This is a genomic window from Candidatus Angelobacter sp. (genome assembly GCA_035607015.1).
Classification (GTDB): domain Bacteria; phylum Verrucomicrobiota; class Verrucomicrobiia; order Limisphaerales; family AV2; genus AV2.
In genome coordinates this window covers 1-14312 of sequence record DATNDF010000341.1, presented here as the reverse complement: position 1 = coordinate 14312, position 14312 = coordinate 1, and the positions used below count along the sequence as shown (strand labels likewise).

At 58.8% G+C, this 14312-nt stretch carries 13 protein-coding genes; 4 read left to right on the top strand and 9 right to left on the bottom strand.

The window, feature by feature from the left end:
• The 4 genes from VN887_13705 to VN887_13690 form a co-directional block, all read right to left on the bottom strand.
• The coding region (locus VN887_13705; protein ID HXT41061.1) for a DUF1549 domain-containing protein at nucleotides 1–784 on the bottom strand (784 nt) is incomplete at its 3' end.
• 76 nt (nucleotides 785–860) lie between these two features.
• Nucleotides 861–3080: a fused MFS/spermidine synthase gene (locus VN887_13700; protein HXT41060.1), complete on the bottom strand. Its 2220-nt coding sequence runs from the start codon at nucleotides 3078–3080 to the stop codon at nucleotides 861–863.
• Between the two features lie 10 nt (nucleotides 3081–3090).
• Nucleotides 3091–4251 (bottom strand): zinc-binding dehydrogenase, encoded by a 1161-nt coding sequence (locus VN887_13695; protein ID HXT41059.1) that lies wholly within the window; start codon nucleotides 4249–4251, stop codon nucleotides 3091–3093.
• A 64-nt stretch (nucleotides 4252–4315) separates the two neighbouring features.
• Nucleotides 4316–6028, bottom strand: coding sequence for an MFS transporter (locus tag VN887_13690; protein HXT41058.1), 1713 nt, complete (start codon nucleotides 6026–6028; stop codon nucleotides 4316–4318).
• Nucleotides 6029–6229: 201 nt separating this feature from the next.
• Between VN887_13690 and VN887_13685 the strand changes: the two genes are divergently transcribed.
• Nucleotides 6230–6442: a hypothetical protein gene (locus VN887_13685; protein HXT41057.1), complete on the top strand. Its 213-nt coding sequence runs from the start codon at nucleotides 6230–6232 to the stop codon at nucleotides 6440–6442.
• 54 nt (nucleotides 6443–6496) lie between these two features.
• Here VN887_13685 and VN887_13680 read toward each other — a convergent pair whose 3' ends face one another.
• Both VN887_13680 and VN887_13675 read right to left on the bottom strand, forming a co-directional pair.
• Nucleotides 6497–6694, bottom strand: a complete 198-nt coding sequence (locus tag VN887_13680) for a hypothetical protein (protein HXT41056.1) — start codon at nucleotides 6692–6694, stop codon at nucleotides 6497–6499.
• A gap of 43 nt (nucleotides 6695–6737) precedes the next feature.
• Complete coding sequence (locus VN887_13675; protein HXT41055.1) at nucleotides 6738–8183, bottom strand: DUF1501 domain-containing protein; 1446 nt, start codon at nucleotides 8181–8183, stop codon at nucleotides 6738–6740.
• Between the two features lie 403 nt (nucleotides 8184–8586).
• Between VN887_13675 and VN887_13670 the strand changes: the two genes are divergently transcribed.
• Nucleotides 8587–10188: a VCBS repeat-containing protein gene (locus VN887_13670; GenBank protein HXT41054.1), complete on the top strand. Its 1602-nt coding sequence runs from the start codon at nucleotides 8587–8589 to the stop codon at nucleotides 10186–10188.
• Nucleotides 10189–10335: 147 nt separating this feature from the next.
• Here the strand turns inward: VN887_13670 and VN887_13665 are convergent, their stop codons facing one another.
• Nucleotides 10336–10482 carry a hypothetical protein gene (locus VN887_13665; GenBank protein HXT41053.1) on the bottom strand — a complete coding sequence of 49 codons (147 nt, stop codon included), beginning with the start codon at nucleotides 10480–10482 and terminating at the stop codon, nucleotides 10336–10338.
• Between the two features lie 126 nt (nucleotides 10483–10608).
• On the opposite strand from VN887_13665, the gene VN887_13660 reads away from it, so the two are divergent.
• Nucleotides 10609–10995 (top strand): iron-sulfur cluster assembly accessory protein, encoded by a 387-nt coding sequence (locus VN887_13660; protein ID HXT41052.1) that lies wholly within the window; start codon nucleotides 10609–10611, stop codon nucleotides 10993–10995.
• A gap of 43 nt (nucleotides 10996–11038) precedes the next feature.
• Entirely contained in the window at nucleotides 11039–11659 is a 621-nt protein-coding gene (locus tag VN887_13655) for a hypothetical protein (protein HXT41051.1), read from the top strand.
• 493 nt (nucleotides 11660–12152) lie between these two features.
• On the opposite strand, the gene VN887_13650 is transcribed toward VN887_13655, so the two are convergent.
• On the bottom strand, nucleotides 12153–13673 hold the full coding sequence (locus tag VN887_13650; GenBank protein HXT41050.1) for an RDD family protein: 1521 nt from the start codon (nucleotides 13671–13673) through the stop codon (nucleotides 12153–12155).
• A gap of 12 nt (nucleotides 13674–13685) precedes the next feature.
• Nucleotides 13686–14150: a hypothetical protein gene (locus VN887_13645; protein ID HXT41049.1), complete on the bottom strand. Its 465-nt coding sequence runs from the start codon at nucleotides 14148–14150 to the stop codon at nucleotides 13686–13688.
• Nucleotides 14151–14312 lie beyond the last annotated feature (162 nt).

Below are 14312 nucleotides of genomic sequence, written 5' to 3'. Positions count from 1 at the left end.
TGCCGCGCGCGTCGAACGAATCCGTGTAGCGAACGACGTCGAGCCAGTGTCGCGCCCATCGCTCGCCATATTGCGGCGACGCCAGCAAACGATCTACAACCGTCGCAAAAGCCTCAGGCGACCCGTCCGCGACGAACGCTTCGATGTCCTGCGGAGCCGGCGGCAGGCCGGTCAGATCGAATGTCGCGCGGCGGATCAATGTGCGTTTGTCGGCGGGCGGCGCCGGAGGGAGCCCCTTTTCCTCGAGCTTCGCCAGGATGAACCGATCGACCGGGGACTTCACCCACGTGATGTTTTTTACCCGGGGAACCGGTGCTGAACCGACGGGTTGAAAAGACCACCATCGTCGCGCCTCGTCGTAGTTGTACGCGGGTTTGTCCACAACCACCGGAACGCCGGCTGCGCTCGACGCCGGGTACGGCGCTCCCATTTTGACCCAGGTGACGAGATCGTCGATCTGTGAATCGGTCAGTTTGCCTTCCTTCGCCGGAGGCATTTTCAAATCCTCGTTCAGGTACCTGACGGCTTCGATGAGCAAGCTCTTCTCCGCATCGCCGGGAACCACCGCGGGTTTGCCGGATTCGCCGCCTTTCAGCATCCCTTCCTTCGTGTCGAGCCACAGCCCGCCCTTCAACTTCTCGCTCTGGGCGCTGTGGCACTTGTAACAGCGGTCAGCCAACAAGGGCCGGATTCTTTTTTCGAAGAAGTCGCCGCCCGAGATTGATCCGTCGTCACCCCGCGCGGGAGAAAGACCCGATGCTCCGAGCGCGAGGTAGATTGCCATCGGAATGGCTGGACAAAAACTTCGCATCGGCAGTGGTTGACAGTCTAGGTCGAGCGGACTTGAAAGAGAAGCCGTTTCACCGCCATTTGAAGACGCCAAGAAGATTGGAAAAGTCGTCCGTCCAGACCCGCGACACCACACCGCCTTGGACCGGCAACCAACGTGCCGCGCGTCCCAACCTGCCCAGGTCTTCCCGACGCCGGACCATGACCACCCATTGAGACTCTTCCTTGCCGTCCAATCGCTCCGCGGTCGAGACATTCCAATCGTCCCAGCCCACGCAAATAAGGCCGGCGTCCCGGGCCAGCGCTCCGACGACCGGTTCGAGATCGAGCGAGCGGTTGGAAATATGAAACGCCAACAGCCCGCCGGGCGCGAGTTTCTTCAGATAAACCCCCAATGCTTCGCGCGTCAGCAGGTGCACCGGAATGGCATCCGAACTGAAGGCGTCCAGCACGATGAGACCATAGTGGCCCGGTGGCGCTTCGGCCAACCGAAGGCGTGCGTCCCCCGAAACAATGTTGAAATCGGCGCGCGCACAGCGGCCGAGGTAGGCGAACAGGTTCGTGTCCTGGGCCACGCGAATAACCGCCGGATCAATTTCGTAGAACGTCCAGTGCTGGCCCGGTTCACTGTAGCAAATCACCGAGCCGGCCCCAAGGCCGACGGCCGCCACATTGGGCGAGGCGGGCCGCGCGTCGAACTCCCGGAATACGTCGGCGAGAGGACCGGTGCGATGGTAGTAAGTCAGCGGCTCGCACCGCCGTCCGGCGTCCGTATGTTGCGCTCCATGCAGGGTATTCCCGTGGACGAGATAGTGAAATGCGCCGGTCGATCCGACCGTGACCCGTGATACGCCAAAAAAATTTCGCTCGGCGTGGATCACCCGGCCGTAGGCACCCGAATAAAACCAGCCACCGGTGAGTACCGCCGCCATCCCCAGCGCGAAACGCAGCGGACGATCCACAAAGGTGAAGGCGATGACGACCGGAACACCGATGGCCAGTGCGTTGCGCCAGGCGGCGAATTTGATTTCGAGCGCCGGCACCGTCAATGCAGCGCCAATGGCAAGAACGGCCAGCAACAGCGGCAATGCCACGTCGAATCCGAGTTGCGCCGGGGTGCTAGCGGTTGCCTCCCGCCGCGGCCGCAACAGACATGCGAAAACGAGAACGAGCGGATACTCGGCGACATTGTTGAAAATATTGGGCGCGACCAGGGCGTCAAACAAACCGCCCAGAGCGCCGCCCAGAGAAAGGCACAGGTAAAACTCTGTCAAATGTAACGGTGCGGGACGGTCATCGGCCAGCCGACCGTGGCAGACCATCGCGGCAAAAAACAGCACGAACAGATGCATGCCGATGACGAGCCATACCGGGTGCGTTCCATGTGTGAGCATCTGGAACATGACCGCGAGCGTGGCGACCGCCAGGAGCAGACCGGTCCATCGCGCGGGGAAAAGACCGCGGCGCGCAAACGCGAGCACGAACGTCAGAAGATAAATCGCCAGTGGCACGACCCAGAACAGCGGGATGCTGGCGACATCCGTCGTCAGATACTGTGTCGTGCCCAACATGAGGCTCGACGGAACAAACGCCAGCGCCATCCAGAACAGCCGGCGCGCGAGGGCAACGCTGCCACCGGGCGCGTCCGGGCGCGGTGTTTCAGACGGCGATTCGACGCATTCGGATTCAACCCGGCGCCCTCGCCAGAGCGCGATCCCGCACAGCGCGACGAGAACCGCCAGAGCCGCGTAACCGATGGTCCATGCGCGGACCTGCTGCCCGAGCCGCAAGCGCGGTTCGAGCAACGTGGGATAACTCAGCAGCGCCGCCAGACTGCCGGCGTTACTCGCGCTGTAGAGAAAATAAGGATCTCTCCCTGACGCGCGGCTGGCGCTTGCGAACCAGCGTTGCAGCAGCGGTGCGGTGGTGGAAATGGCGAAGAACGGCAGCCCGACCGTCGAAGCCAGACAGCCAAGCAACCAGAGGGCCGGATCTCCGCGCGGCACCGGGCTTCGTGCGGTTGCCTCCGACACGACAAACGGCAACGCGGAAAATGACACCGCGAGGAGCGCAAGCTGCAGGTATATCTGGGCGCGAGATCCGAGGCGTGTGGCCGACCAATGCGCGCAAACGTAGCCCGCCAGCAGCACCACCTGAAAAAAAACCATGCAGGTATTCCAGACCGACGGCGAACCGCCCAGCAACGGCAGCACGGTTTTCGCGATCATCGGCTGCACCGAAAACATCAATGCGGCGCTGACAAACATTGTTGCTGAAAACAGTGCGGTCATTTTGGAACGGTCACGGAACGATGACGCTCTTGGCCGACTGCCAGTTTGCCGTGGCCATCAACGCGTCGTTCGCGCGCTCGAGCGGGAAGCGGTGGGTGACCATTGAGGCAAACGGAAATGTGGTCTGGCAATGGAGCAGAAATTCCAGCGTGGTCTGGAGGTGGCGCGGCTCGCTCGACCACGACCCGAACACCTGAAGTTGCTTGCGCGTGATGACGTGCGGGTTGAACGACACCGGGCCGACGTCGCAATAATGACCGAGCACCAGATACTTTCCGCCGTCACGGCACATTTCCATGCCTTCGTCAACGACCGATGGAATGCCAACGCATTCGAGGACCGCGTCTGCCCCGCGGCCGCCCGTCAATTTGCGAATCGCCTCGACCCGCGCACGCGGCTCCCGCATTTCTCCGATGTCAATTGTGTGATTGGCCCCGAAGCGCCCGGCCATTTCGAGCCGGTGTTCCGGTCCGCCAATCACGATGACATTGCGCGCGCCGGCGTTTTTCGCAACTGTCAGGGCCGCGATGCCAACCGGCCCGGCGCCTTGCACGACGATGTTGTCGCGCCACATCGAAGGCAGAACAGGCATCGTGCCCTTCACCTGATCCGACGACACGCCGGACCCGCTCTCCGCGCAAATCCGTTCAACTCCGTGGATCGCTGTAATAAGCGCGCAGCCCGCGCCTATGACTGATTCGGTCGGCAGGTCTCCCGGTATTTTGAAAATATTTGCCCGCGGTTTCAGGTAATGAAACTCGGCGTAGCCTCCGAGCAAATGCGGAGGCTCGTCACAACGATAACCGATGCCGTAGGCGCGTCTTTGTGGACACCGCGTCGGCTGCCGTTTCTCCGCGCAGTAATAGCATTCACCGCAGGAGGTCGTCGAAGTCCAGGTGACGCGATCCCCGATGTTCAGGGCCTGACCGGTCCAGTCACGTTCCAATCCGTCACCGAGCCTTTCGATACTCCCGACCGTCTCATGTCCGAGGATGACCGGCAGCGAAATCGGAAGCTGGCCTTTCCAGAGATGGACGTCGGTGCCGCAAATGCCCGCCATTCCGGTTCGCACCAGCGCCGCGCCGGGTTCGAGTCGGGACGGGAGCGGGAATTTGCGAAGGGTAAGCGGCGCACCGAACTGTTCGAGAACGGAAGCTGTTGCGTTAGACATGCCGTCGGCGACTTTGTCCAGACTCGCGCCGGGATTCAACGCCGAACTCGCCCGTGACGCGGGCTCAATCCCGTGTCTCCTCTTTTCCCGGCTCGGGCAGGAAGAAGCTGGCCACCAGACCGATAAGGAAGACCGCCGTCCCCACGATCGCCGCGCCCGTCGCGACCTGATCAAAAGTCGAACCTGGCAATCTCGGCGCGATGAGGTTGGTTGTTACGAAAGCCGCCGAGGTTCCAATCATGCGACCGCCGACGTTGGTCGCAAAACTGCCGCCGGTGCCACGCAGGTGCAGCGGAAAAACTTTCGGCAGGTACTCGCCGAAATAGCTGAACTGCGCGACGGTCAGGAATCCCGCCGCCGCCATCCCCCACGGAAACAATTCGGGTTGCTGTTTGAAGAGAAACAGATACGTCAGGGGAAACACAATCAGGCCGGGAACCTGAAAGAGGCGAAGCAATGCGCCCTTGCGGATGGCGACGAGCAACAACAACGCGAGTACGATCCGCCCCGCAAGTCCCCCCATCTCCTGATAAAACTGGACAGTGTTGCCGCGCTCCTTGATCGCCGTGTCAAAGGGAATCTGCTTCTCGCGGTTTCCTGCGATCTGGCCAAGAATTTTCTCGCGATCCAACAGCGCCTTTTTTGCCCCGGACCTGTCGCCCGTCAACTCATTCAGTTTTCCATCCAATCGCGCCAGTTGATTGGTCAGTCCTGAGTACTGCGTAGCCGCCGCGCTTTTCTTCGCTTCGTCGGGCGCCTCGTCCAATGCTTTTTTTGCAGTACGCATGGCCATGCGGATTTTCGCTCGTTGCGCGGCCACTTCCTGCAAACCCGGTACATCGGCGACAGCTTTGCGGAAACCCGGCATGACTTCGAGAAGCTTGCCATTCAGCTCCTTCGCCTCGTCCTGCAGCGGTTTGATGGACTTGCGCTGCTCCACAAGGTCCGGCAGTCCGGGGGTAATGCGCAACGGCGTCAGTTGCAGCGCGCCGAACGCCGCGGCGTAGGCGCAGGCCGAAAGCAGTGCGGTGACGAGCGTCGTCCGGCGGAGCGCGGGGGCGAACAATTCGGCGAAACTCGGTCGCTTGAGCGTGCCCGCGGCGCGCTTGTCGCGCCACACCTTCGATTCCGGAACAAACGGCAGCAGCAGCGCGAGTGGAATCGCCGGCAGAAAGCCGGTCAACAGCAGGTAACGCCAGGTGCCGTGGGCGTTGAACGGCTCGTGCACGGGCAGCGCGGGCAGCGTGTTCGCGTGGGCGAGCACCCAGGCGCTGGTCAAGGTGACCAGAACGCCGCCGACAGAGGCAAAGGCCTGCGTGCTTCCAAGCGCGATTTCCTTCTGCCGCCTGTCCGGAAACAATTCCGCCAGCCAGGTGATCGCTGCGACGAATTCCACACAAACGCCAATGAACGTCGTGCAGCGAAAGAAAATGAACGCGCCAAGGCTCGTGCTGAATGCCGCGGCGCAGGGCGACAACGCGTAAAGGAAAATGCTGGCCGCCATGATGGTCTTCCGTCCGAAGCGATCAATGAGCCAGCCGCCGAGCAGGCCGAACACCCCTCCACAGAGCGCGCTCAGCCAGAGCAAATTCCCCATCCATTTCGTGACCAGCGGATTGTTGGGAGGCACCTGCAGGAGTTCCGCGATGCCCGGCACGCCCGCAAGCGGTGTCATCAGCAGTTCATAAGTGTCGAATAGAAACCCGATGCTGGCGATGCTGAGGACAAGCCACGCCGTAAGGGTGAGTTTCTCAGGCCGGGAGCCGGACGGATTCATGGGCGCAGATTTGACAACAATGCGTTGCCGCACTCAAGCGTTTTATACGCACTCGTATTAAACGCGGCGCACGACCGCGTTTTTGCCACTTTGTCGTTTGTCCCGAGGCATCTCAACGGCAGCGTCGAGAGGCGCCTGATTGTGCAACGGGGCCGGGTCGAATGCGGTTGCGCGGACCTGGAGGCCAGGTAAAATCCCGCCATGGACAAAGCCGCCGCCACTCAACAAATCCGCGACGTGTGCAACAGTGTTTCGCGGGAGTTGATGCGCATCCACCCCGCCGTGCCGGCGCTCGCGGACAAGGAAACCCAGGACGAAATCTACAAGACATTGTTTGAACTGACGAAGCAGGTGGAAATCATAAAAAAACGGCTGGCAAAGCTCGAAGCGAGGGATGAGTCGAACCTGCTGTAAATCTGCGCCATCTGCCTTCAGCCTCCTTCGGCGTAGAATCTCCCGCGCACGGAATCAACCCGGGTTGCTTGAAATTTTCGCGATGATCGCTGCAATGAGGATGGCCGCCGCCAACACCAGCACAATCCCGAGTAACAACCGGGGATGTCGTCGCAAAAGACCATCGAAGAATGATTCCAACCTGGAGCTGGAGGTCGGCCGGGCGTCGTCGTCATCCGGACGCTTCATGTAGTCGCGGTCTCGAATACCCATATTGTAACCATTTGGTGGGCCGTCACCGCGTCGCCGACCCGCATCACACCAGGATCTCTTTCACCACATGACCATAGACATCCGTCAATCGAAAGTCACGGCCGGCGTAACGATACGTGAATTTCTCGTGATCGAAGCCGAGCAACTGCAAAATCGTCGCGTGCAGATCGTGGACGTGAACCTTGTTTTCGATTGCCTTGAAGCCAAACTCATCCGTCGCGCCGTGCACCGTACCCCCTTTCACTCCGCCACCCGCGAGCCACATTGAAAACCCGTAGGGGTTGTGATCGCGTCCCATCTTCGATTTGCCGGAATCGCTGACCTCGACCGACGGCGTGCGGCCGAACTCCCCGCCGAAAATGACCAGTGTGTCATCGAGCATTCCGCGCTGCTTCAAATCCTTGAGCAGCGCCCCGACGGGCTGGTCGAGTTCCTTCGACAGTTTGCGGTGTGCTTCCTCAATGTTTTCGTGGTTGTCCCACGGCTGGCTCGCCCCGTGCCACAACTGCACGAAGCGGACGCCTTTTTCGAGGAGTCGCCGCGCGATCAACGTTTGCCGTGCGTGAACGCCCCCGCCGTACATCTCGCGGATGTGCGCCGGTTCCCTGCTCACGTCGAAAGCATCCGCCGCTTCCATCTGCATCCGGTAAGCCAGTTCGAACGATTGTACCCGCGCCTCGAGCCGGGTGTCGGCCATCCGACGCTGCTCATGTTCCTCGTTGAGTCGGTGCAACAGGTCGAGCTGCTGGCGCTGTTCCTTCAAAGAAGTGTAGGTGTTGCGGATGTGTTCGATCAATTTCTCGATCTTTGTGTGTTGCGAATCAATGTAGGTGCCCTGGTAAATGCCGGGCAGGAATCCCGAACGCCAGTTCTCCGCTTCCTTGATCGGATAACCGCCCGGACACATCGCGATGAAACCGGGCAGGTTGAGATTCTCCGTGCCCAAACCGTAAGTCACCCATGAGCCCACACTGGGCCGGCTCATTTGCGCATCGCCGCAGTTCATCAGCATGAGGGACGGCTCATGGTTTGGCAGCTCCGCCTGCATTGAACGAATCACGCAGATATCATCGATGCTTTCCGCCACTTGTGGAAACAACTCACTCACTTCGATGCCGCTCTGGCCGTATTTTCGAAACTTGAACGGCGATGGAAACGCCGCGCCGGTCTTGCGTTCGGTGGGAAGATTACCGCTGGGCAATGGCTTGTTCGCGTATTTCGCCAGTGTCGGCTTGGGATCGAACGTGTCCACGTGCGACGGTCCGCCGTTGAGGAAAAAATGAACGACCCGTTTGGCGCGCGCCGGAAATTGCGGCGCTTTCGACTCCAGCGGGTTGACCGCCTCCCCGGCCCGCGCCCCGGTTGGTAACAGACCGGTCTGCGCCATCAACGACGCAAACCCCAGCGAACCCATTCCCATGCCGCATTTGCAGAGAAAGTCGCGCCGCGTCAGGAACGCGTCTTCGAGGCGGGGCTGGTGGTGCGACATCGTGGGATTTATTTACCACAACTTCCGGTGCAAGGAAACCGAAATTAAGGAACGAGAGCGAGGCTCGGTCCTGGGTGCTTCCCGACAATTCACAACAGGACAAGCAGTCAGCGAAAATTTCCGATTTGAGGTCCACGGGGCCAGTAAAAAAGAGGGTTCTGAGATGACACGCCGAAAATACTCGACACTCCCGCCCACCTCGAGCCAATGGAGGGGGGACACCGCGGCGACTACGCAGATCCAACCGAGACCAGGCCGAAAGGGAAATCGCTGACGGTGCACTGCCTGGGATCACGCCGCCCCGATTGAGTCGCCAGACGAAAGGGGTGCGAACTCTTGACCAATATTACGCCCACTTTTGTCTTCGCGCGACGTAAAGCACCGCGTATTTTGGTGGGCGAACATGAGTTCGTTCAAGAGTTTTGCCTTCGCTGTCTTCTTTGTGGGGGCCACCGCTTTTCTGGAAACCAGAGCGGCGGAAACTGCTCCAAACGACAAGGCTGCCGGCGCAACGAATCGTTCAACCTCCGCCAAAACGAGTGTGGTCGGACGAATCGCCGCGCAAAGCTATTGCCAGACCTGCCATTTGCTGCCCGAGCCGGACATGCTGGACAAAAAAACGTGGCGGGACGAATTGCTGCCCAAGATGAAGTATTTGACCGGCATGGCCCCTCCAACCACCAATTACTTTAAGGACCTCGACCTTCTATTGAAGGCGAACGTGTTTCCCAAATCGCCGATGATGACAGAAAAAACCTGGGATGCCATTGTTGATTACTATGTCTCGGCTGCGCCGGAGAAGCTAGTGTCCTTCCAGGACCAGTCGAAGATCGCCGTGGACCTCCAACAGTTCACGGCCATGCCCGCGAGATTCAGACGCTCCCCACCCCACACAACACTGGTCCGGATTGACCCCGTTCGGCATGTCATCATGATGGGGGACGCCCAGCTCCAGGGCGTGGACTTTTTAGACACAGACGGTTCCCTGATTTCGACTGCCCGCCTGGGCAACATCCCGGTTGGGATGACGGAAACCGAACGGGCCTTTTACTTCGCAGCCATCGGAAATTTTTTCCCGCGCGAGGAAACCAGAGGGCAGTTGCTCATGCTGGAAAAGACACCCGAAGGGTTACGACGAAGCACAGTCCTCAACGACCTGCCCAGGACCACGGACGTCAAGTTCGGCGACTTCAACGAGGACGGTCGCGAGGACTTTGCTTTATGTGTGTATGGGAATTATATCGGCCGTTTTTCCTGGTTCGAAAACAAAGGCAACGGCCGGTACGAAGAGCATGTGCTTCTCGACAAACCCGGGGCGCTGAGTTGTGCTGTGTATGATTTCAACAAAGACGGTCACGCAGACCTGGCCGTGCTGGTGGCCCAGGCGTTGGAATCGATGTTCATCTTCACAGGCGACGGAAAGGGCCACTTCACACAGCACTTGATCTTCCAGAAGCAGCCCAGTTGGGGTCATTCCGGTTTTGAACTGGCCGATTTCAACAAAGACGGGTTGATGGATTTACTCGTAACAAATGGTGACAACGCCGACTTTTCCACGTCTCCAACCAAGCCGTATCACGGAATTCGCATTTATCTCAATCGCGGCAACCTGCGGTTCGAAGAGGCTTGGTTCTTTCATTTGAACGGAGCCTACAAGGCCATCGCGAGAGATTTCGACCAGGACGGGGACCTCGACATCGCTGCGATCTCCTTTTTCCCCGATTACGACCGGTCACCTCGTGAAAGCTTTGTGTATCTTGAGAACCATGGCAACCTGCAGTTCACGGCCTCGACCTTTCGGGAGTGCATCGCGGGCCGGTGGCTAACGATGGACTCCGGTGATGTCGATGGCGACGGTGATGACGACCTGGTTTTGGGTTCGTTGGTTAAGATGCCAACGCCGGTGCCGGACTTTCTTAAAAAGACTTGGGACGAAAGCGGGCCATCCGTGATGATTCTAAAAAACAACCTTTTCAAACCCGGAGGAAAATCTCCTCATCAGTAGATCCCATGTTCTCCTTCGTCGAGTTCGGATTCTTGCGGGTCACTGCCGCGGGCCACTTTCGGAAATCCGCCGAGGAATTGAGCCGAATTTTCGGTAGTGAAAGGTGTGACAGCCATCCGGATACATTGCCCGCCACGGGGAAACCGGTCAGTGCATGATGCGAAGGAATACGCAATAGGAATAAAACACTGCCGCTTCCAGAGTGACGAATACAACGAAGCTGGTCCAAGCGATGACCCAGTCCACCCATGTCTTGATTTTCCAGCCATCAATCATTTTACTCTTCGTGTTCACATTTGCTGATATAGCAGGCAAAATGCCAACGTCGATTCTGGCATTGCCAACCGCGCCAAAACTCCCTTTCTCAACCCTGCCGGTACCAATTGACGTTGCGGGGTAGGAGCGATAGTTTCTACCCGCATGATTGCACCAACAGCGAATAATGCGGATGCACGCCCCCTCTACCGGGTGGGCGACGAACGGCTCATTCGTGTAACGCCCGGCGCCGCGGGAAAAGTGGGCTCCTTGCTGGCCCGGCAGGGGCGTCCAAATGGTGTACTCCGTGTCGCAGTTGTGGGCGGTGGCTGTTCCGGTCTTCAATACAAAATGGACCTTCAGGAGGGGCCGGCAAATCGTGACATTCTTGTTGAAACGGGAGGAATCAAAGTCGTCGTTGATCCCAAAAGCGCGTTGTATGTGACGGGCAGCGAACTGGACTACCTGGATGCGCTGGAGGGAGGCGGTTTCAAGGTGAAAAACCCCAATGCCGCCAGCAGTTGTTCCTGCGGCGAAAGTTTCAGCGCCTGACGGGGCGTTCGACGATTGTCTTCAGCGACAATCGCAGGAATCAATGACCGATTTTTTTGCCTTGTTGGAGGAACCACGCCGCCCCTGGCTCGATCCAGAAGTTCTAAAGGCGAAGTTTTTGGCGCTCGCGGCCGAAACACATCCCGACCGTGTTCACCATACGACGCAAGCGGAAAAACTAAGCGCGACCGAGCGTTATATTGGATTGAATGCAGCCTACAATTGCCTTCGAGAGCCAAGGGACCGGTTGATCCACTTGTTGGAACTGGAGCGTGGCACCAAACCGGAAGATGTACAAAACATTCCGCCCGCAACCGTAGATTTATTCACCGTGGTAAGTCGGCTCTGTCACGAAGCCGAGGATTTTCTTTTGGAACGAGCCAAGACGAGTTCGCCAATCCTAAAGGTCCGGTTGTTTGAGAACGGCATGGTTCTGGCCGACCGACTGAACAAATTGTTGGCGGACTTGAGCGCGAAGCAGAACGCATTCGTGGATCAGATGAAAGAACTGAACACGGCCTGGGAATCAGCGCCCCCCGTAGGGTCTCCCACACGGGTCAATTCGCTTCCGTGCGAGCAGCTTGAGCATGTCCATCGAGAATTGAGTTATATCAGCCGATGGTCGCAGCACATCCAGGGACTAATCCTTCAGCTCTCTCTTTGACCATCGTTTGTGTCCCGGGTCGATCCAGAAACAGGTCACACCTGCCAACATTCAAGACACGGAGACGCCTGTTACGGCCGCGATCGAGCATCGCTTGGCATGATTTGGCCGATATGGTCCACTGAATAATCAACAAAGCGGTTGGACAACTTCGTTGGTATGCCGACTGCTCGACTCACCAAGCATGGAAACCATACTGAATTTCGACACTCGAAATGCAGTATTCGCTCACCGTCTCCATCATCATGGTGGGGGCAAAAGGTCATGCCTTAATCTGCCTACTCGCGTTGGGCCATCGGTCCCGACGCTCTTCTCGAATTGAGTTGTAGCCTGGCGGTCCGCTTCCACGGGCCGCCAGCTTTCTTTTCCGTCCCTCAGGCCCGGTCGATCCGCCAAAGCTCCAGGCCAGATCGAATGGGCGACGGATTCCTGGAGTTCGGAATAGAACAGTCAGATCCGGCCGCGTTAACCAGTCAACCTCCCCGCCTGAATTTCAGAGCAGCGCCACTCCCTTCGGCACCTTCACCATCAGAGTCCCGGCGATCTTGTCATGCCACGATTGCCTCTCGCGGTTCCAGCCGGCCCAGAAAAATCCCAATCCAAAGATCAGCGCGGAAAATATACTGGCAGCCGCCCGCACCAGTGCGACTCCCACGTCTACCGGGCGCCCGTCGACGCGGACGAGCTTGATGCCCATGACGATTCCGCCGACGGTCGTCCCCTTCCACGCCCACATCGCGACGTGATAGATGAACCACAGAAACACCGCTTTTGGTCCGGTAACAATAACCACGAAAACAAACAATAATACGTCCATTATCGTGGCAAAGGTGCGCAGCCAGAACCCGGCTCGCGACATGGAAATAAAATCCGCCGGTGTCGCCGGTGCCCGCATCAGTGGAGGTTCCAGATCGGGTGGTCCCGCAACCGCGACCGCGCCTCCGCCCGTTGGCGCAACCGGCGCCTTTCCGTTCCCTTCCCGGCGAAGCCCACCAAAAGCCGCCAGTACGACCGCGCCCATCCCGAACGGAATGACGGCGGCCCAGACGAGAAAGCCGAGGACCGGGATCGTGTAGAGAAGACAAAAAAGCAATGCGCCGACAAGGAATGCGACCAGCGGGAGTTGAAGTGCCGAAAGATTGAATTGTTTGCCCAACTGCGTCCCGGCAAAACGGTACACAGATACCTTTCCGAAGAGAAAGGCGACGACCATCGCGCAGGCAAGAAACGGGATGACGACGATCCCGACGATTGACACCGCCAGCAGGAATGTCAGCGGAGCGAACAACACGAACAGCAGAATGCCCATAAAGAACGAACCCACGGGCCTTTTCTCCAACGCCTCCACGCAAGCCTGGATTGGCCGGGGAAAAAGAAGAGCGATCAACAAGTAGATGAACAAGCAAATCCCGGCCACGGCCCAGACCCAGCCTACTTGCGGGGCAATCGGCCGGGCCAGCATCAGACCGTGAATCGCATAGGCTTTGAGCCATTCAAAATTTCGAAAAACTCCGAAAGACGAAACGACAACCGGTTCTCCACCTATTTTTGTGGTCGGCTCGCTCGTCAAAGCGCCGCCCACAACAGTTACGTCACGCTTGACCTCCGCGTTCGGTCCGAGCGTTGCCGAACCAAGAACGACGGCCACGTCCCCATCCACGGTCCCGGTAATGTTGGCCGACCCCGCCACAACGACCAGATCCCGCGTCACCCGACCCCTGATCGTGGCATTCCCCGACACGACCACCACATTCGCCACAATCTCATCCTCCTTTAGTACGAAATCGTTGCCGATCATCACGGCATCTCTTCCATCCCGCCACGTTCGGCCTCCGCCTTCGTCGTTCGCGTCCACAGCGCGCGTCGGCGAGTCGGCCGGCTGCTCTACTGCGGCAGGTTCGTCTTTCTTCCTGTTGGCGTCATCTTGCGCCCGTAGAGGCAAAACGCCGAGCAGCGCCAGCATTCCGATGGCAAACGTCGGGATTGATTTTTCAGACAATGGTTTTCGTTTCATTTCAATTCTCCCTTAACGTCGGTTGAGCGCCAGCCGGTAACACGCTGTGCCGGTCGCCACACATAGCAAATACATGGACCCGGCAACCCCCAGGCCGACGAACAGGTACTGCGGTCCTGCTTTTTTCGCAACGAGGCCGGCCGTGTTGACCAGCGACTGCAGCGAGTCCCACAACGGCGAAAGTGAACCGACCCATTCCCACACTTTGACCAGCGGGTTACCGATTCCAGCCGCCTGCCAGGCGCTTGCGCCGAAATAGACGAGACCTGCGACCGTCGCGGCGAATAATGCGAAGGAGCCCAGTTGCGCCGAACGCGGCCAGGTCACCCAGGGCAGTTGCCACCACGGTTGCCGCTCTTTGACGTGGACCGCCAGCATTACGCGATGCACCAGCGTCTCGGGCGCCGCCAATTCGGGCAGACTCCGCAGTTCACGGTGAACCAGTTGTTCCAATTGTCTTTCGCCTCGCTCGTTCATTAAGTCAGGATTTCAGGTTTAGATCGGGCAGGGATTCTCCGCACCGTGCAAGCCTCCCCATTCCTCTTGCCCAGACATTTTCAACTTGAGCTTCCTTCTCAACGTCTCACGTCCGCGATGAATGTCGGTTTTCACCTTGCTCAAGGAGGCGCGCAGACGGGT